Genomic DNA, 18,858 nt, shown 5'->3' on the forward strand with positions numbered 1-18,858 from the left:
CTACAGTATGGACGACAAAACACGACTAACCGAATTACTGCAGCCTTACCTGAATAACGGCCAGTTTTACCTTGTTGACCTTCAGGTAGTTGGCCGCCAGGGTGGCCGGATCAAGGTAACCATTTTACTCGATAGCGACGAGGGGATTACCATAGATCAGTGTGCTGACATCAGTCGTCGGCTGGGTGGCGAGATGGACGAAGCCAACTTCTTCGGCGATTCGCCCTTTACGCTCGAAGTTTCGTCGCCAGGGGTCGATTTCCCGCTGGCGTTTTCGCGTCAGTATGTGCGTAACATCGGTCGGCAACTAGCGGTGGTGCTAACGGATGGCAGCCTGCACCGCGGTAAACTCGAGGCCGCCGATGAGCAGCAGATTGTGCTGAATATCGTACCCGAGAAACGGTCAAAAACCAAACAGAAGAAAGACGCTGAAGCTGGTATCGTTGTGTTGAGTGGCCCAACCTCCCTCCCCTACGACCAGATTAAAAAAGCAACCGTAGAAATATCGTTCAATTAAGTTACAGACTGCTGCCTTCAGGGAACGACAAGTCCGTTCTGACTTTACTCGCTGATTGCCTGCCCGGGTAGACCACCCATATAGAAACTGAAACAGAAAAACTGCACACGAAGAAAATGACCAGTGGATTATTAATCGAATCGTTTGCCGATTTCGCCCGGTCGAAGAACATTGACCGGCCCACCATGATCGCTATTCTGGAAGAAGTCTTCCGGACAATGATTCGTAAGAAATACGGCACCGACGAAAACTTCGACGTTATCATCAACGCCGAAAGTGGCGATCTGGAGATGTGGCGCACCCGCGAGATTGTCGACGATGACTCTGAAGACATCTGGGATTACGACAAAATCCCCCTCGCCGAAGCCCGCAAAATCCAGGACGACTTCGAAGTAGGCGAACAGGTTGCCGAAGAGGTAAAACTGGAAGACTTCGGCCGTCGGGTTGTTCAAACAGCCCGTCAGACCCTGATTCAGCGTATCAAGGATATGGAGAAAGAACTCCTGTATCAGAAATACAAAGATCAGGTGGGCGATCTGGTCAGCGCCGAAGTGTATCAGCTGCTGAAACACGAAATTATCCTGGTCGACTCGGAGAATAACGAACTGAGCCTGCCCCGTACCGAACAGATTCCCAAAGATCGGTACCGGAAAGGCGAAGCCGTTAAAGCTGTGATCAAGAGCGTTGAGATGCTGAACGGCACGCCCAAAATCATGCTGTCGCGCACGTCGCCGGTCTTCCTGGAGCGCCTGTTCGAAATAGAGGTTCCCGAAATTTACGATGGCCTGATCTCTATCCGCAAAATCGTTCGCGAACCGGGCGAGCGGGCCAAAGTAGCCGTTGAATCGTACGACGATCGCATCGATCCGGTGGGTGCCTGCGTAGGTATGAAAGGCTCCCGGATTCACGGCATCGTTCGTGAGCTGGGTAACGAGAACATTGACGTTATCAACTATACCGAAAACCTCGAGCTGCTCATCAGCCGCGCCCTAAGCCCGGCCAAAATCAGCTCGATGCAGATCGATCGCGAAACCAAACGGGTGTCGGTATTCCTCAAACCCGATCAGGTATCCCTGGCAATCGGTAAAGGCGGGCAGAACATCAAGCTGGCCGGCCGACTGGTCGACATGGAGATCGACGTGTTCCGCGACAACGAAGGCCAGGAGGATGACGAAGACGTTGACCTGATGGAATTCTCCGACGAAATCGACGAGTGGATGATCGATGAGCTGCGTAAGGTGGGTCTCGATACCGCCAAGAGCGTACTGGCCCTCAGCCGCGAAGAGCTCGTTCGGCGGACCGATCTGGAAGAAGATACCGTTGAAGAAATCCTCAATATCCTTAAGCAGGAGTTTGAGTAAGACCGGCCGGTATCGCAACGGAGGAAGAATGGACAATTAACGACCTGACCAGGTGTTCATTCTTCACTTTTCACGCGGCATTATTGAAAGAAGGGATTTTAATTGCTGTAACTGTTGTTCATACCATATCAACAACCATTAAATTTGCCGAATATAGACCGAACGTATGGCAGAAGAAAAGTCAATGCGCCTAAATCAAGTGGCAAAAATTCTCAATTTGGCTGCCAGCCGAGTTGTGGAGCGTCTGTCTGCCAAAGGGTTTAAGGTCGATAATAATCCTAACACCAAAATCAACTCGGAACAGTTGGAGGTGTTAGCGAAGGAGTATAAATCAACGGAACTCCTGAACGGAGCTCGCCGGACCGAACCGTCGGTTGCGGTCGCCGAGCCACCGCGTCGTCGGGAGGAAGATTTCCTACCGGCCTACCGTCGTGATGACGCAGGTCGCCCCCTTGCCGAAGCCAAGCCCGAAGCGCCTAAACCCGCCCCGGCCGAGCCCAAACCAGCCCCCCAGACCGCTCAGACGGGTTTGCCGGGCCTGAAAGTCGTTGGCAAGATTGATCTAAATGCCAGACCGGCTGCCACACCTGCCCCCGAAGCCAAAGCTCCGGTGGAAGAGAAGCCTGTCGAAGCACCGAAACCGGCTCCCGCTCCTGCTCCGGTAACACCACCCAAAGTGGAAGCGCCGGTTGAGAAGCCGGTTCAGCCAGAACCGGTGAAGGCTCCGGTCGAAGCACCGAAACCGGCTCCCGCTCCGGTAGTGGCTAAAGAAGAACCCGCTCCGGCACCTGCTCCTGTAGAGCCTAAACCCGAAGCTCCCAAACCAGTACAGGCGGCACCCGTTCCGGCTGCGCCAGTAGCGCAACCAGAACCACCCAAAGTGGAAGCACCCAAGCCTGCTCCTGCAGCAGCTCCAGCGCCCGCACAGCCCCGCGCTGAAGAACGGCCGGCCGTTGCTCAGGCACCAGCCAAACCAGCCACGCCACCGCCCGCTCCAGCCCCGGCTGAGAGTGAGCCGGCACCGACCGAGACGATCCGGGCAGCCGGTAGTCACCAGTTGGGTGGCCTGAAAATTCTGGGTAAAATCGAACTGCCGGTCAATAACCCCCGTCAGGGTGGTGGCGGCAGCAACGCCGATAAAAAGAAACGCAAGCGGATTCGGGGTGGTCGCGAAGGCGCCGTTGGTGGAACAAACCAGCAGGGTCAGGGCGGCAACGGACAACCGCAGGGTCAAGGAAATACCAATCGTCCGCAGGGCGACCGCGGTCCGGCAAACCGGGCGCAGGGCGACCGGCCACCAGGCGATCGGAACCAGCCGCGCGATGGAAATCGTACACCGGCCCAGGGCGATCGGACGGCAACTAACAGCCCGGCACAGGCTGGCGGCAACCAGGCTAACACCGGCAACAACGCCAACCGGGGCGGTAACAACGCCAACCGGGGTGGTAACAATGCTAACCGGGGCGGTAACAACGCCAACCGGGGTGGTAACAACCGTCGTGAGGCCCCGTCACAGGCCGACGTACGGAAGTCGATCCAGCAGACCAACGCCCGTATGCAGGGCAACCAGCCCAACCGGGGTGCAGATCGTCGGCGCGACCGTCGGAACCAGCGCGAAGAAGATCGTCGCCTGCTGAACGAACAGGAAGAGCTCGAAGCAAAAATCCTGAAGGTAACCGAGTTTGTGTCGGCCAACGACCTGGCTTCGCTGATGAACGTCTCGATCAACGAGGTGATCTCGGTCTGTCTGAACCTCGGTATGTTCGTCTCGATCAACCAGCGACTCGATGCGGAAGCCATCACGGTTATCGCCGATGAATTTGGTTATGACGTACAGTTCGTGTCGGCCGAAGATGAAACCGAAGCGGGTATCGATGTTGAAGGCGACGAGCCGGATGATCTACAGCCCCGGGCACCGATCGTTACGATCATGGGACACGTCGACCACGGTAAAACATCGCTGCTCGACTACATCCGACGGGCCAAGGTAGCGGCTGGCGAAGCCGGTGGTATTACGCAGCACATTGGTGCCTACAGCGTACGTACCAACGACGACCGGGCCATTACGTTCCTCGATACCCCGGGTCACGAAGCCTTTACGGCCATGCGGGCCCGCGGTGCGAAAGTAACCGACGTTGTTATTATCGTAATCGCAGCCGACGATAGCGTGATGCCCCAAACCCGCGAGGCTATCAACCACGCGCAGGTGGCTGGCGTACCGATTGTCTTTGCGTTCTCGAAAGTAGATAAACCAGGTGCCGACGCCGAGAAGATTCGTTCTGAACTGGCGTCTATGAACCTCCTCGTCGAAGAATGGGGTGGTAAGTACCAGGCCCAGGAAATCTCGTCTAAGTCGGGTATGGGCGTCGATGAGCTGCTTGAAAAAGTACTGCTCGAAGCCGAACTGCTCGAACTCAAAGCGAACCCCGACCGCCGGGCCCTCGGTACCGTTATTGAAGCCTCGCTCGACAAAGGTCGTGGCTACATCTCAACGGTACTGGTCGAAAACGGAACGCTCCGCCAGGGAGACATCATGCTGGTAGGCGCCCATTACGGGCGCATCCGGGCCATGACGAACGACCGGGGCGAACGGATCAAAGAAGCAGGTCCTGCCCAACCGGTTCAGATTCTGGGTCTGCCGGGTGCTCCGCAGGCTGGCGATAAGTTCAACGTGATGGAAACGGAGCGCGAAGCCCGTGAAATTGCGAACAAACGCGAACAGCTGCTCCGCGAACAAACGCTCCGGACCCGCAAGCACATCACCCTCGAAGAAATTGGCCGTCGTAAAGCGATCGGTACTTTCAAAGAGCTGAACGTGATTGTGAAAGGTGACGTAGATGGTTCGGTAGAAGCCCTGTCGGATTCGCTGCTTCAACTGTCGACGGAAGAGGTTCAGGTGAACATCATCCACAAAGCAGTCGGTCAGATTTCTGAATCGGACATTCTACTGGCTTCGGCCTCGGATGCGGTCATCGTTGGTTTCCAGGTGCGGCCATCGGCCCCGGCCCGGAAACTGGCCGAACAGGAGCAGATCGAAATTCGTCTGTACTCGATTATTTACGACGCCATCAACGAGGTGAAAGACGCCATGGAAGGCCTGCTGGCACCAACCGTTGAAGAAGTAATTGTCGGTAATATCGAAGTACGCGAGGTGTTCAAGATCAGTAAGATCGGTACGGTAGCCGGTTGTTACGTGACCGAAGGCAATATCAAACGGAACAACAAGATCCGGCTTATCCGCGACTTCATCGTGGTACACACGGGCGAAATCAGCGCCCTCAAGCGTTTCAAAGATGACGTCAACGATGTGAAATTCGGCTATGAATGCGGCTTGAGCATCAAAAACTTCAACGACATTGAAGTTGGTGATATCATCGAAAGCTTCGAACTGAAAGAAGTAAAACGGACGCTCTAACCGGCGCTGTCGGGCGGTACGCGTTAATCGTGCATCCCATATAGTAATCCTGAGCCCCGATTGTAGCACAATCGGGGCTTTTTTGTGCTTCCGCCCGACCAGCAAGCCCATTATACGTGGCAGAAAGTACAGGAATCAGCGGCTTTTTGAGGTGAGCCCCTGCGCGGATGATAAACTGGTACAATCTGTGTACGATAGATAGCTGTCGCACCGGGCGGGTTCGGGTTTTACCAAGTCATAATCCCTGACTATCTTAGGGCACCTACAAACCAAAGTCCCGCGCCAGGTCGTTATTTACTAGATGAATTTCCTGTATCCCTCGTTCCTGTTCGGCCTGCTGGCCGTGTCGGTTCCCATTGCCATACACCTGTTTAACTTCCGTCGGACACGCCGGGTGTTTTTCACCAATGTTGCTTTGCTACGGACAGTCCAGACCGAGACCAAATCGTTTCGGCGGTTGAAGCACTGGCTTATTCTGGCAGCTCGCTGCCTGTTTCTGGCCTGTCTGGTGCTGGCCTTTGCGCAGCCATTCATCCCGAGCAAAAATCAGCTGGGCTTGTCGCGACAGGGCGTCACGAGCCTGTACGTTGATAACTCGTACAGCATGCAGAACGAGCGGAACGAAAAGCGGTATCTGGATATAGCCATTGGCCGACTGGATGAACTCCTGACTCTGTTTCGCAACGCAACGTCGCTGCAGCTGCTGACCAACGACTTTTCGGCCGCCGAACAGCAGGCAGGCTCTGCCGAAGCCATCCGCGACCGGGTTACGTCGGTTCGCTTTGCCCACACGCCCCGAACCCTCGAAACCGTATACCGGCGGCAGCGTAACCTGCTCAGCAGCCTGAACCCGGGCGGCCGTAACCAGCTCTTCTGGTTTTCCGATTTCCAGAAAAGTACGGTAGGCGATCTGACCCGGCTGAAACTGGACACTACGGACCGGCTCTTCATTGTGCCGCTCGACGCGCAGCCTACCCGAAACGTATACGTTGATTCGGTATGGCTCAGCACGCCATTCATTCGCGAAATGCAGAACAACAGCCTGAACGTGAAGCTGACCAACGGCGGCCGCGAGAACGTGAAGAACCTGCCGGTTCGGCTGTACCTCGACGATACGCAGACCTCAACGGCTACGGCCGTGCTGCCCCCCGGTGGCTCGGCTACGGTGTCTCTCAACTTTAACGTAACGACGAAAGGCTACCACCGCGGCCGGATCGTATTCGAAGATTTCCCCATTACATTCGACAACCAGTATTTTTTCGTCATAGAAGCCTCACCCGCCGTTCGGGTACTGCATCTGTTTGAGCAAAAAAGCCCGAAAGACTATGTAGACGCGGTTTACTCGGATGATAGCCTGTTTGTACGGCGCAGCTTCAGTGCGCTGAACTTCGACGTGGGGCAACTGCGCGAAACGGATCTGGTTGTGCTGGAAGGCGTATCGCAGGTCTCGGGTACGCTTCGGTCCGAGCTGGAGCGATTTGTCAGGCAGGGAGGCAGCCTGGCTATCATTCCGCCCGCCACCCCCGATGCGTCGACCTATGGGCCGTTCCTAAGCAGCCTGGGTGTAAATGGCGTAAGTACCCTGCCGGCAGAGCAGGCGTCGCGCCCCGTTGCTGACCCCGACCGGCGCAATCCGTTTTTCCAGGACGTCTTTCAGCAAAGCTACCAGTCCGAGCCGCTGAACATGCCCTCGGCCGCTCCGGTCTGGCGCTGGAGTGCCGGCGAGCGTTTGCTTACCCTCCGCGACGGAAGCCCGATGCTCACCCAGACCCGGTCCGGGCAGGGCAGCGTATACGTCCTGGGCACGCCCCTGGCAGCTGACTACGGCAACCTGGCCGAGCATGCGCTGTTCGTTCCGATCATGTATAAGATGGCGGCTCTAAGCGTCCGCTCCCAGCGAACGGCCTATTCGTTCGATGAAAATTTGCTGGCGGTACCGGTCAGCAACCCAGCGGAGCGGGCCGTTTACAAACTGAAGCGCGACAAGCTGGAGATCATTCCGATTCAGCGCGTTGTGGGGAATCAGCTGCTGCTCGAGATGCCCAAGAGCAATGAGCTGGCAACCGGCCAGGAGGTTGAAGCCGGGTATTATGAATTGCAGAACAGCGCGGGCAAGACCGAGCGGCTGCTGGCCTTCAACCACGGAAACGCCGAGTCGGCCATGGACTTCTACTCGGCCGATGAGCTGCGTCGGGTATTCGCCAGCCAGCCCAATGTTGAGGTATTCGACAGCATACAGGATGGCGACTTTGTGCAGGTGCTGGAGCAGGAAAACCTCGGCAAAAGCCTCTGGAAGTACTTTCTGCTGGCCGCTCTGGGCTTCCTGCTGATTGAGGTTGGTCTGGTTCGGTTTATGAAAGGGTAGCCTGTCTGCTGTACCGGTCCTGCTTCAATGATCAGGCGTCTGTAGAATGGCTATCGAAGCAGACCTGGTAACGTCTTTCATCGTTTCCGTTCGTATTCGACGAAATCAAAAGCCGCTTCGTGTCGATCGTCGGCTTGATGCGGCACCCGGCTCACTTCGGTCCAGTCACGCCGATCGAACGTTGGAAAGTGGGCATCTCCGTCGAACTCCTTGTGAATTTCGGTCAGGTAAAGCGTAGTAGCCACCGGCAGCGCCATGGCGTATATTTCGGCCCCGCCAATAACAAATATCTCGTTGTCGTTCAACGATTTCGCTATAGCCAGCGCATCGTCGAGTGTGTGTACCACCGTTGTGCCGGCGGCCTGAAAGTCGGTATTGCGGGTAAGTATGATATTGGTCCGGTTGGGTAGCGGTTTCCCCAGGGCTTCCAGGGTTTTTCGACCCATGATGATGGGGTGATGGCTCGTTTTTCGCTTGAAAAACGCGAAGTCATCGGGCAGGTGCCAGGGCATATCGGGCTGGCCCTGGCTGTTGTTGAGACCAATGACACCATTTTGTGCCACGGCGGCAATAAGACTAATCTTCATACTCCCTGGTTTCTAACGTTTGTTGCTGGCTGACCGCTGGCCCAATGGCATCCGGCCACTGGGCTCCTATATATGCAAAAGGCGCACGTACGTATCGGTCCGGTACTCATAAAAGGCGATTTCCGCGTAAGAACTCGTCGGTGGTCATGCGCCGTTTGCCCTCGGCCTGTAACAAATCAACAGAGAGCCACTGATCGGCCGCCCGCACCAGAATCTGTTTTTTATGGTCGGTATACGCCTGACCCGGCTCGGCAGCGAAGGGCGACTCGTTGGCAATGGAGACGGCATAGATTTTGAAGAACTTCTCGTTGATCGTTGTCCAGGCGGCTGGGTAAGGCGACAGGCCTCTTACGAAATTACGGATGTCCCGGGCGGGTTGATTCCAGTTGATTTCGGTGGTTTCGCGACTGAGTTTAGGAGCCGGTTTCAGATCGTCGGCTGCGGGTTGCGGATGGCGCGGGTAGTCACCAGCTTCGATAGCCCGCACCGTCTGTACGACCAGGCTCGCCCCCCGTTCCATGAGTCGGTCGTGCAACGAACCAGCCGTATCGTCTGGATAGATCGGTTCCCGATCCTGAAAAATCATCTGGCCGGTATCGATTTCTTTTTCGATGAAAAACGTAGTCACCCCCGTTTCGGTGTCGCCGTTGATGATGGCCCAGTTGATAGGTGCCGCACCCCGATACTGTGGCAATAGCGACCCGTGCAGATTGAACGTACCGATCGTTGGCATCGACCAGACCACCTCGGGCAGCATCCGAAAAGCAACGACAACGAACAAATCGGCGTTATAAGCCTGCAGGGCGTTCAGGAAAGCCGGATCACGCAATTTTTCGGGCTGAAGGACAGGTAAACTGGCCGCTTCAGCCGCTTTTTTAACGGGCGACGGCGACAGTTGCAGCCCGCGGCCCGAGGGGCGGTCGGGGGCGGTTACAACAGCGACTACGGTACAACCCGCGCCTAACAGCCGCTGCAGACTGGTAACAGCAAAGTCGGGCGTACCCATGAAAACAATACGAAGCGGTTGCGTCATGAATGGTCAGTCAGTTTTTAGCAGGCGGGCCGGTATGCTGTTGATATAGCCCGGAAGTATTCTTAATTTTGTGAAACAGATGTCCTGCTCCTGGCAGGCATCGCGTCAGAACGTGATCGGCCGACAGCGGCCCTACCCATGCGACGAACAGATAAACACATATTCGAACCGCTCGCTTCGGACTCCCGACGGCGACACTGACGCGGCTGCAAAGAAAACCAATTTGGATGCAGAACGGTCGGCGTACCGTTCTTTTTGTTTTTAGTAGCGGCCCCAAACCATTGTGAAACTCGAGTAACGCGTATCGTACTATTATGGGAAAGATTTCATATTACACCGAAGAAGGGCTCAACCGGCTCAAGGCTGAGCTGAATGACCTGAAGACCAAAGGCCGGGCCGAAATTGCCCGTCAGATTGCCGAAGCCCGCGACAAAGGCGACCTCAGCGAAAACGCGGAGTATGACGCAGCCAAAGATGCGCAGGGTCTTCATGAGCTGAAAATATCGAAACTTGAAGAAGTGCTGTCGAACGCCCGCATTCTCGATGAGTCGACTATCGATGCATCGCAGGTATCGGTGTTGTCGAAAGTAAAGATCAAGAACAAGAAAAACGGAGCCGAGATGTTGTATACGCTGGTTTCGGAAGAAGAGGCCGACCTGAAAGCGGGCCGGATCTCGGTAGGTTCACCCATCGGCAAAGGACTGCTCGGCAAGCGCGTCGGCGATATAGCCGAAATTAAAGTACCAGCCGGCGTGATGGAATTTGAAGTTGTTGAAATAGCCCGATAATCTGGTTTTTCGATATACGGTTTTCAGGCAGGCGACTAGCTGTACGGCGCACACCTGGAAACCGTATACCGGACACTAAATTCATATTGATATGACTATCTTCTCGCGGATTGTGGCTGGCGAGATTCCCGCCCACAAGATTGCCGAAACCGACGATTACCTGGCGTTTCTGGATGCGTTTCCGACCACAACGGGCCACACGCTGGTTATCCCCAAAAAAGAGGTCGACTATCTGTTCGATCTGGAAGATGAGTTATATATGGGCCTGATGGCCTTTGCCAAACGCATAGCCCCCGCCATTGAAAAAGCCATTCTCTGCAAGCGCATTGGCGTTGCGGTAATTGGACTGGAGGTACCTCACGCGCACGTTCATCTGATTCCGTTGAATTCCATGGCCGACATGAACTTCAGTAACAAGATGAAGCCGAGCCAGGAAGAACTGTCCGAAACGGCCGCCCTCATCCGTCAGCATCTGTCGTTGTAGACGCAGCCACTGGTTCAGGGAAGTACCCGACCCGCAACGTGGGCTTCGTCATCTTCGCCATTCTCATACCCGTTATTGGGCGTCGAGTCAGCATCGGCCGGCCCTGTCAGTGTGGCTTTTATCACCAGAAGGCCGGGGGCGACGGCCCGTAACGGAACGGTTCGACCCAGACTTTGGCCCGGCGCCAGACTTACCGGGTCAGAAATCAATTCTGTGCCTGCTAACATCCATCCCGGCGTCGGTATAAACTGAACATTTGCCGGCAACTGGCAGCGCACCTGTACGGCTTCAGCACCTGCCCCGCCATCGTTACGGATAGTCATTTTGACCTGCAACACCTGATTCCGTTCGAGTACTTGTTTGTCCAGCGCCATATGTACGCTTAAATCAGGCCGGGCAGGATCGGGCAAGGGTTGATTTGGTAAAACGGCTGGTAACGGCTGCGCAACCGGATTGTCCGATGCATAGAGAGCCCCGTTGTCAGGATAGGTCCGAAAGTCGACGGTGGCGTTGTCATCCTCTCCATCGGCCGTACCGGTGTCTGGCTCGCTATCCGGGTCGGTTACCGCGGCTTTCAGGATCTGCGCAGCATTTCGGTACTGGCCCGGCCGCGCCACCCGCGCCCAGTAGGAAAGCGACCGAATGGTATGGGCCGCAAGCGACTGAACGGTATCCTGGATGCTCCCGGGTATCTGCCGAAAATCAGCACTCCGACTAAATACCAGTCCGGCGGGTAAGCGGTTATCTACCACAACCGATTGAGCGTCGGCCGGTCCCTGGTTCTCTACGGTAACGGTGAACTGAACCTCCTCCCCTACGGCCGGGGTCCGTTGCTGAACAGTCATGGCCAGGCTCAGATCAGCCTGCGGATACACACGCCGACGGAAACGTACCCGGCTAATAGCCTGTCTGCCCCGTTCGAGTACGTAGAGTGTTGTTCCGACCAAAGCGGCATCGACCGGCAGGTTGAAGCCTTCGGCTACCCGGTTAACCTGCATCCGGTAATTATCCACAGTCGGGTTGTACTGAAGCCGAATCGAACTCAGATCCAGCCCGCGCCCGTTGGTATAGCCCAGCACAAATCCTGAACCGGTAAAATCGGCCAGACTACTATCCGTGTCAAATACCAGACCCAGGGGCGACGCATGGGGCGTAAAGCTGGTGATTTCGCTGGATGGTACAGCCTGGCGGGTTGCCGGATCAATCACAAACCAGGCGTCGGGTCCGGTATTGACAATAGCTGACGCGAATGGAATGGCAGGCCGGGGCGGATAGGCAGGGTCTGTACGAAAGCCCTCCGTTCGGTACCCGGCCGAAAGCAGCGGGTCCGCATCCGGGTTGTAGTCAGGAAACTGCTGTGGCGTTTCGTTGCCGCCAATAAGCCAGGGAAAACCATAATGCCGACCGGGCCGCAGCCAGTTCAGCTCTTCGGGATCAGACCGATTGCCGGCGTTCTCGGCCCCGAACAAACGACCTTCGCTGTTGAAGGCCATGTCAAACGTGTTACGAACACCTTCGCAGAACAGGAGCCCCGACTGCCGGACGGCTTCATCATTGTTGGGCAGAAACAGATTTTCTGCCGCCAGTGGCAACCGAAAAATACGGGCTGTCAGCGCAGTCTCACGCAGGTTGGGGAAACGACCACCGGCATCCTGTACTTCGCCATGGTCCGTTCGGGAGCCACTGGCAATGTAGACCGAATCCTGATCAGGCGACACACAAACACCATTGAACGCATGATCGAAGGCGGTGTTCGAATTAGCGTAGGGCGCCGTTTCGAGCAAGGTCGACCACTGCCGGGAACCATCGGCCTTAAGACGCCCCTTTGCCACGCGGCCCACCCCTTCGTACGGAAACCGGCGAATTCCAACCAGAATCAGCGTACTATCGGCAAAAGCCAGGCCCTGCAGGTAATCGATGCCATGCTGCGCTACACCGGCCACAGGCACCTCCTCAGGCAGCCCTCCGGTAGGGGTCGGTCTGAGTTGAAACACATTCCCCTCGGTATCGGCATAGAACAATGTACGCGAAACCGGATCCTGTACCAGCCGAACCCCCGCCCTCGACAGGAACATATACGTATCGACAGTTACGTGGGGATGCAGCGATCTGGGTTGAGCAACGGCCAGGTTCTGACTGGCAACGATTGCCAGAACGAACAGCCAGCAGGCTCCACCCTTTATGCCAATACCTCGTGCCATTTAGTATTCGTAGGCTCGTTTACAGGAGCAAATTTCGTGGCTGCTTCCCCATCCGCATAGTTTCATAGAACTATTTAATCTACTGAATTACCAATAAATTGACGGTGCAGATATACGGTCAGTCCAGATGGCGCAGGGCTTATTTCAGCTTCTGCTGCAGCGCTTTCATCTCCGTAACGGGCGAGGCTCGTTCGTACAGAACGTTGTAAACAGCCTCTACTATGGGCATGTCGACCTTATATTGCCGGTTGATGGCGTGGATGCTTTTTACGGCATAGTACCCTTCGGCAATCATATTCATTTCGGCCTGGGCCGACTGAATGGTGTATCCCCGGCCAATGAGTGTACCGAAGGTGCGGTTGCGGCTGAAGGGCGAATAGGCCGTAACGAGCAGATCGCCCAGGTAGGCCGAGCCGCTGAGGTCGCGGTGCTGCGGGTATACGGCATCGACAAACCGCTTGATTTCCTGCATGGCGTTAGAGACCAGTACGGCCTGAAAGTTATCGCCGTAGCCGATCCCACGCGTAATACCCGATGCCAGCGCGATAATATTTTTCATGACAGCACTGTATTCGATGCCGTAGATGTCGGCCAGGGGCGATGCCTGAACGAAGCGGCAGGTCAGCAGTTGGGCTACTTCATCGGCGCAGTCGAGGTCGGTAGAGCCGATCGTCAGGTAGGACTGCTTTTCGAGGGCTACTTCTTCGGCATGACACGGTCCGGCAATGACCGCCATCCGGCTGGTTGGTACGCCATACTGATCGCTGACCCAGTCGGTTACGAGCTGATTTTTTTCGGGAATCATACCCTTGATCGCCGAAATAACGCATTTCCCGGCGAAATCACGAGCTTCCAGCCCGCCCAGCGCATCGCCCACGAATGCCGCTGGTACGGCCAGGATAATATAATCGCTGTCTTTAAACGCGTCTCGTATTTTGGTGCAGATCTTTACCTTGCGCGGGTTGATCTGGACATCGCTGAGGTAGCTCTTGTTGTGATGAAACTGCCTGATGTGGTCGGCGTCGGCTTTGCTCCGGAGCCACCATTTGATAAGTACATTATTTTCGGACAGGATCTTGATGAGCGCCGTAGCCCAGCTTCCCCCACCCACCATCGTTAAACGGGTTGGTTGTTGAGATTTCATGGGGTAAAGCTAGGAAAAAGCTTGTCTGGTTCAATAAAACGGCGTTTACAGCCCCGTCCCTCCCTGTGCCGATGCGTAAATGGCGTCGATAACCGTCATCAGCCGGGCCCCCTGTTCGCCGGTGCAGATGGTAGATGGTTTGCCGGCGCAGGCATCCAAAAAAGCAACGGTATTTTTCAGCTGGATGTCGACTTCATCCAGGTAGGGAAACGTGATGTCGGCCAGTTCGCCGGCCACCTCGGTATGCAGCACAAACGGGAACAGCTGCACTCCTCCCTGGCTCCCGAACACCTCCAGATTCCGGTCTACATCGACCTGGTTGTTGAGCGCAAACGTGGCCGACAGCATAATTGAGGCCTTATTTGGGAAAGACAGGTATGCCATACCGGCATCTTCTACCTCGAACGTGTCGGGGTTCCAGGCACCCTTCAGCCCCTTGCCACCCGCTTTGCCGATGAAATCGTAGGTATTGCCAACCACCCGGTCGGGCAGTTCGTAGTCGAAAGCCATCAGGGCCAGGTCGAGCACGTGAACCCCCAGGTCCATCAGCGCCCCGCCCCCCTGCATCTCTCTGTTAGTGAAGTAGCCCCAGCCCGGAATTCCCCGCCGACGCAGGAAGTTGGCTTTGATGTGATAAATAGCCCCCAGCCGCCCCTCCGCCTTGCAGCGCATCAGCAGTTGCCACTCGGGCGTTTGCCGAAGCTGGAAGTTGTAGCCCAGCACCAGCCCTTTTTCCGTAGCCAGTTCGGCCATGTCGCGGGCTTCCTGCGCCGTAAGCGCCGGTGGTTTTTCGCAGAAAACGTGACATCCCCACGATAAGGCCTGCCTGGTATACGGGTAATGAAATTTGTTGGGTGTACAGATCACCACCAGGTTCGGCTGGCACGCCCGGTACATAGCGTCGGCATCGGCAAACGCGTGCGGAATAGCGTGTTTGTCGGCCAGCGCACGGGCTTTGGTCTGGTCGCGGCTGCAGACGGCTACGATCTCGACTTGATCTGAACAGGCTTTCAGGGCGGGAATGTGGTTTGTATCGGCAATACTGCCTCCGCCAATAATGGCTACACGAAAAGCGGGCATAGGAATAAGGACTCGGGGTTAGGTCAGAACAGAGCGGTAAATATCACAGATTCGGGTTATCATTCCTCGCTCCTGTTTACCGGCAACTCAAAGTCTTACCGCTAACTAACTGGCATACAGTACAATTACTCACCTTTATTCTAGCTTTGTTTCCTCTCAAGCCTTTTGCCGTACCATGGAACTGTTCTTACTGCTCATCCTTACGCTTACCGCTTTCCTTTTATACAGTCGCTTTGGCTCCGTAAAACAACTGCTCGAGCAGCAGCGTAGCGATATGGGCCAGCTACGCGCGGAGTTACTTCGGCTGCGCGACGAGATACGGGGCACTGCCGGCGAGACAGGTCCGGCACTGATTACCCCGGCCCGCCCAACGCCCCCCGTAGCGGCCCCCCTTGCTGGGCCCGTTGCAGAGCCGGTGCCGCCCGTGGTTATACCTCAACCAGTACCGGCTCCCGAACCGGTGTCGCAGCCCGTTACGGAATCCGCTCCGCAGCCAGCCCCAGGCCGTTTGGCAGTACCGCCCGCGGTTCGGCAACCGGCCCCGCCCCGCCCGTCGTTCATCCGCCGGTTTCTGACCGACAATCCCGACCTGGAAAAATTCATTGGCGAAAACCTCATCAACAAAATCGGCATTGCCATTCTGGTTTTGGGCATTGGCTATTTCGTGAAGTACGCCATCGATCAGCAGTGGCTCAGCGAAGCCGGACGGGTAGCGATCGGCATAACGGCGGGCGCTGTACTGCTTGGCATGGCCCACCGGCTTCGGAAGACGTTTACAGCCTTCAGTTCGGTACTGGTGGGTGGTGGTCTGACGGTTCTTTATTTTACGATTGCCATTGCCTTTCATTATTACAGCCTGTTTAGCCAGACCAGCGCCTTCGTAATCATGGTCGTTATAACGGGTTTCGGGGTGCTGCTGACGCTGGCCTACAACCGGGTCGAGCTGGCCATCATGACGCTGCTTGGCGGTTTTGCGACCCCGTTCATGGTCAGCTCGGGTGAGGGAAACTATATCGTACTGTTTACCTACATCCTGATTCTGGACGTAGGGATGCTGGTTCTGTCTTACTTCAGAAAATGGCCGCAGGTTCACCTGCTATCGTATGTCTGTACGGTTCTACTGTATGGCTTCTGGCTGTCGGTTAGCGTGGTAGACCAGCCCAACGCGCCTTATACCGGCGCCTGGGTGTTTGCCAGTTTGTTCTACGGGCTGTTTCTGACCATGAATCTGCTGCACAATCTGAAAGAGAAAGCGCTGTTTAGCCGCGTCGACATCGGCCTGCTGCTGAGTAATACGGCGCTGTACTACAGCGCGGGCATGATCACCATGGCTCATATCGACGGTGGACGCTGGCAGGGGGCCTTTACAGCCGGACTGGCGGTTGTCAACCTGGCGCTGGCCCGGTTTCTCTTCCGCCGGGCTGGCGTTGATCGCACCCTGCTCTATTTGCTGATCGGCCTGGTGGTGACCTTCGGCAGTCTGGCGATACCGGTTCAGTTAGAGGGCAACTACATTACCATGTTCTGGGCGCTGGAAGCCGTTCTACTCCTGTGGTTATCGCAGAAATCCAGTCTTCGGCTCATGGCTACCAGTGCCGTACTGGTTACCGGACTAATGCTCATCAGCCTCTGGATGGATTGGGAATCGATGTACGGTGACGGGGCCGTTCAGTTGCTGCCTGTCATCCTCAACAAAGCCGTTATTACCAGCCTGGTGGCCATTGGCGGTCTGGTCGGCTCCCGCCAGTTACTGGGTCGGCAGGAAGCCCCTATTCCTTTCTGGCCCGCCAATCTGGTCATCAGCCGGTACCGCCAGTTTCTGAGCTATGTTCTGCTGATTACGATCTACCTGGCCGGTGCCCTGGAAACGAACTATCAGGCTATTAACCAGTATGGCTTCGGCCCTAACCGGCTAGCAGTCCTTGGTGCCTACAACATGCTGTTTGCGGGTGTTATGCTAGCGCTGGCCTACCGATCGGGTATCCAGAGCTGGCTACGCCAGGCCGCTGGCCTGGGGCTATTGTTCCTGCTTCTGTACGTCTTTGTGTTCGCAACGGCCCCGCTGGGCGTACTGTCTGACCATTATTACGGAACGAGCCCATCGCTGGCGGGTTTTGGCTGGCATTACCTCAGTCTGGCCTCGCTGGCCGGCATATTGATCCTGCTTCAGCGAATTATTGCCCGGCTCGACCCGTTGCCGGCCGCTGTTGCCCGATACTGGCCGTGGGTGCTGGGTTTCGTGGTGGTGTATGCGGCCACCTGGGAGCTGTTCAACCATGTTGTGTTCAGCCGTTTTCCGGGGGTAGCTATCGCCCAAACCAGCGGGCAGAAAGCCCTTTCCTACGACCAGTTCGACGCCGTTCTCCAACAGGTGACTACGGTTGGGCTGCCCATTCTGTGGGGCATTTGCGCCTTCGTGTTCATGTGGCTGGGGCTGTCGCGCAAAAACCGGAGCTTCCGGGTTCTGTCGCTGGCCTTGTTCGCGCTGACCCTGCTCAAGCTATTTCTGTACGACATGCGCGACATTTCGGAAGGAGGCCGGGTAGCTGCATTTATCATTCTGGGTGTGCTGCTGCTCGTGATATCGTTCATGTACCAGCGCATCAAAAAACTGCTCAGTGCCGACCAGCCCGATTCGCCCGTCCTATGAGAAGATTGATTTGTATGGGCGCTGTGCTGTGTTTACCCATGCGACTCAGCGTGGCGCAGTCGTACCGGTACCGGGCCGACCTGGAACCGGTGCGGCAGTCGGGTTTTCACCGGATCATGCTCCCATCATCCGTAGTGGGCCAGCTTAACAACACACTGGGCGACATCCGGCTGGTCGACAATCAAGACCGGGAAGTCCCATACCAGCTCCGCCAATCGGGAGCAGGCCCGACCAGCCGGTTCGTGGCTTACTCGATCGTCAGCCGGAGCAGCGTACCGGACCGGTATACGACGCTGGTTGTTCAGCCACCCGACCAGAAACCGATCCAATCGCTGACCCTGCTGGTCAAAAATGCGCGTCTTCAGAAACAGGCCCGGCTCAGCGGCAGTAACGACAACCGGCAGTGGTTCGGCATACGCGAAGACGTCGTGCTCGAATCGCCTGATAGCAAAGACCATACATCCGGTCGCCTGCAGCTGGACTTTCCGCTGAGCGACTACCGGTTCTACCGGCTCGACCTGGCCGACTCGCTGACGGCGCCGTTGAACATTCTCCAGATTGGTGGGTATCAGCCGGTAGTCGTAACGCCTTCGTATACGCCGATCAACGGCCTGCAGCAGCAACAGCTAGCCACCAAAACGACCACCCATACCGATATACGGCTAACTTTTTCGGCCCCGGCCCGGATTGACAGGCTCGTTATTCCGATCAATAGGCCCGCCCGGTATGAGCGCCGGGCCGAACTCGGCCTGATCAGCCGGCGGAGGGGCCGTCGCCGGCGGGTCGAGACGGAATTTGAAGTGATTCGGTCATTCACTCTCCGCTCCGGCGACAGTGCGGTAGTGCTGCTTTCGGGTCTGCGTACGCCCAGTCTGCATCTGATCATTCACAACGGAGACAGCCCCCCTTTGCAGCCTGGGCGTATTCGGGCATACCAGCGCACGACCTGGCTCACGGCCGATCTAAGCGCCGGTACGCCCTACGCGTTGCTCCTCGGCAGCGAGCAGCTGTCAGCGCCCCGGTACGATTTGACAACGTTCAGCACCCTATTGCCCGACGCGTTACCGATTATCAACCTGGCTCCACTCAGACCGATGAATACCGACCCGATCAGCGATGCAGGTTCGATCGATACCAGGTGGTTCATCTGGCCGGCGCTCGGTCTGGCCCTGCTGATCATGGCGATTCAATCGTACCGACTGATCAAGGAGATGCAACGCCCCGTTTCCTGAA

General features: G+C 56.4%; 13 protein-coding genes. 8 read left to right on the top strand and 5 right to left on the bottom strand.

From position 1 onward, the window contains the following. Positions 1-7: 7 nt before the first annotated feature. The 4 genes from EQG79_RS21610 to EQG79_RS21625 all read left to right on the top strand — a co-directional run bounded on the left by EQG79_RS21610 (position 8) and on the right by EQG79_RS21625 (position 7,658). Positions 8-517, top strand: coding sequence for a ribosome maturation factor RimP (locus EQG79_RS21610; protein ID WP_129603941.1), 510 nt, complete (start codon positions 8-10; stop codon positions 515-517). 116 nt (positions 518-633) lie between these two features. After that, a complete protein-coding gene (gene nusA, locus EQG79_RS21615; RefSeq protein ID WP_077921335.1) occupies positions 634-1,878 on the top strand; it encodes a transcription termination factor NusA in 1,245 nt (414 codons plus the stop codon). Positions 1,879-2,044: 166 nt separating this feature from the next. Then, positions 2,045-5,293 (top strand): translation initiation factor IF-2, encoded by a 3,249-nt coding sequence (gene infB, locus EQG79_RS21620; RefSeq protein WP_129603943.1) that lies wholly within the window; start codon positions 2,045-2,047, stop codon positions 5,291-5,293. Between the two features lie 301 nt (positions 5,294-5,594). Then, on the top strand, positions 5,595-7,658 hold the full coding sequence (locus EQG79_RS21625) for a BatA domain-containing protein (RefSeq protein WP_129603945.1): 2,064 nt from the start codon (positions 5,595-5,597) through the stop codon (positions 7,656-7,658). Between the two features lie 77 nt (positions 7,659-7,735). On the opposite strand, the gene EQG79_RS21630 is transcribed toward EQG79_RS21625, so the two are convergent. Both EQG79_RS21630 and fmt read right to left on the bottom strand, forming a co-directional pair. Then, the gene (locus EQG79_RS21630) at positions 7,736-8,245 is read right to left on the bottom strand and encodes a dihydrofolate reductase (RefSeq protein WP_129603947.1); all 510 of its coding nucleotides are present in this window, start codon (positions 8,243-8,245) and stop codon (positions 7,736-7,738) included. A gap of 106 nt (positions 8,246-8,351) precedes the next feature. Next, positions 8,352-9,278, bottom strand: a complete 927-nt coding sequence (gene fmt / locus EQG79_RS21635; RefSeq protein ID WP_240699415.1) for a methionyl-tRNA formyltransferase — start codon at positions 9,276-9,278, stop codon at positions 8,352-8,354. A gap of 314 nt (positions 9,279-9,592) precedes the next feature. Between fmt and greA the strand changes: the two genes are divergently transcribed. Continuing rightward, positions 9,593-10,066, top strand: a complete 474-nt coding sequence (gene greA, locus EQG79_RS21640; protein ID WP_077921339.1) for a transcription elongation factor GreA — start codon at positions 9,593-9,595, stop codon at positions 10,064-10,066. A gap of 91 nt (positions 10,067-10,157) precedes the next feature. Next, entirely contained in the window at positions 10,158-10,550 is a 393-nt protein-coding gene (locus EQG79_RS21645; protein ID WP_077921340.1) for an HIT family protein, read from the top strand. Between the two features lie 14 nt (positions 10,551-10,564). Here the strand turns inward: EQG79_RS21645 and EQG79_RS21650 are convergent, their stop codons facing one another. From EQG79_RS21650 to EQG79_RS21660, 3 genes are all read right to left on the bottom strand, one after another. Beyond that, positions 10,565-12,751, bottom strand: a complete 2,187-nt coding sequence (locus EQG79_RS21650) for a PQQ-dependent sugar dehydrogenase (protein ID WP_129603950.1) — start codon at positions 12,749-12,751, stop codon at positions 10,565-10,567. 139 nt (positions 12,752-12,890) lie between these two features. Then, positions 12,891-13,895, bottom strand: a complete 1,005-nt coding sequence (locus EQG79_RS21655; protein WP_129603952.1) for an NAD(P)H-dependent glycerol-3-phosphate dehydrogenase — start codon at positions 13,893-13,895, stop codon at positions 12,891-12,893. 45 nt (positions 13,896-13,940) lie between these two features. Then, a complete protein-coding gene (locus tag EQG79_RS21660) occupies positions 13,941-14,975 on the bottom strand; it encodes a Gfo/Idh/MocA family protein (protein ID WP_077921343.1) in 1,035 nt (344 codons plus the stop codon). A 175-nt stretch (positions 14,976-15,150) separates the two neighbouring features. Between EQG79_RS21660 and EQG79_RS21665 the strand changes: the two genes are divergently transcribed. Both EQG79_RS21665 and EQG79_RS21670 read left to right on the top strand, forming a co-directional pair. Further along, positions 15,151-17,625 carry a DUF2339 domain-containing protein gene (locus EQG79_RS21665; protein ID WP_129603954.1) on the top strand — a complete coding sequence of 825 codons (2,475 nt, stop codon included), beginning with the start codon at positions 15,151-15,153 and terminating at the stop codon, positions 17,623-17,625. Next, a complete protein-coding gene (locus tag EQG79_RS21670; RefSeq protein ID WP_077921345.1) occupies positions 17,622-18,857 on the top strand; it encodes a DUF3999 family protein in 1,236 nt (411 codons plus the stop codon). Before EQG79_RS21665 ends, EQG79_RS21670 begins: the two co-directional genes overlap by 4 nt. Position 18,858: the final 1 nt, after the last annotated feature.

The organism is Spirosoma sordidisoli, from assembly GCF_004138325.1.
In the GTDB taxonomy this organism is placed as follows: domain Bacteria; phylum Bacteroidota; class Bacteroidia; order Cytophagales; family Spirosomataceae; genus Spirosoma; species Spirosoma sordidisoli.